General features: G+C 76.9%; 1 pseudogene. It reads right to left on the bottom strand.

Annotated elements, in window-relative coordinates:
* Nucleotides 1-984, bottom strand: a pseudogene (locus G3I42_RS30915) (hypothetical protein); the annotation flags it as partial.
* Nucleotides 985-997: the final 13 nt, after the last annotated feature.

The raw sequence follows: 997 nt of genomic DNA, 5'->3' as shown, positions 1-997 counted from the left end.
CTCGGCCGCGTACGGGGCCTCGGGCAGCGTACGGAGCAGGTCGAGCCCCTGCCACACGGCGTCCCACGTGGGGCGGGTCGCGCGCAGGACGAGCCGGCCGATCGCGTGCTCGGCCTCGTGCAGGGCGGCGAGGAGCGCGTCGGCGCGCTCGGGGTCCTCGGCGGCGGCGAAGCGCAGGCGGGCCGTGTCGTAGCGCTCGATCGCGGGGGCGAGGAGCTTGTTGTCGAAGGCGGGATCGGTCGCGGGGCCCGCCGGTGGGTGCCGCAACTGCCCTTCCTCGTCCCGGTCCAGCTCGGCGGCGAGCGCGGCGGCGGCGCCGTCGCGGCCCGCGGGCGGGTCGAGCCAGCCGAGGAGCGCGCCGAGATGCTGCTCCTCCATCCGGCTCTGCCCCGTCGCCCAGTGCCGCCCGAGCAGCCCCGTCATCGGCAGCAGCAGCGCGGACCCCGGCACCCGCGCGCGCTCCCCGAAGTGCGTGAGCCACCGCCCGAGCAGCGGCACCCGCGCGGGCGCCGGATACGGCTCGTCCGGGTCCTGCTCGGCGGTCCGCCGGAAGCGCATCGAGCGCCCCAGCAGCCGCACGAACTCGATGCCCGCCGCACTCGGCACGAGCAACTGCGGCGCGTCCCGGCACAGTTCGGCCTCGACCGTGACCTTCTTGCCCGTCTCCGGCTCGGTCTCCTTGCGCTCCACCGTCTCGACATCGGACGCGAACGACTCGACGTACGGGAGCACTTCGGCCGCGAGCGCCGCGAGGAAGCCGAAGCGCAGCTCGCGGTCGCGCGGCTGCGGCACGTACAGCAGCCGGGGGCGCTCGCGCTCGGTCCCGACGAGCGCGCCGAGCGGGGCGCCCGTCTCACCGGCGGTGGTGAGCGGGACGAGGACGAGGGGCCGCTCGGACAGGTGCCGGTGCAGGCGCGTGGCGAGCGGCTGCGCGCGGCCCGCGCGCACCGCTTCGAGCCGCGCCAGGGTGGCGATGAGCGACATCAGGCGGCCTCCC

It is taken from the genome of Streptomyces sp. SID11385, from assembly GCF_010548245.1.
Classification (GTDB): domain Bacteria; phylum Actinomycetota; class Actinomycetes; order Streptomycetales; family Streptomycetaceae; genus Streptomyces.
Note: the sequence above shows the minus strand (reverse complement) of the source record. Positions and strands in the feature narration are given on the sequence as shown.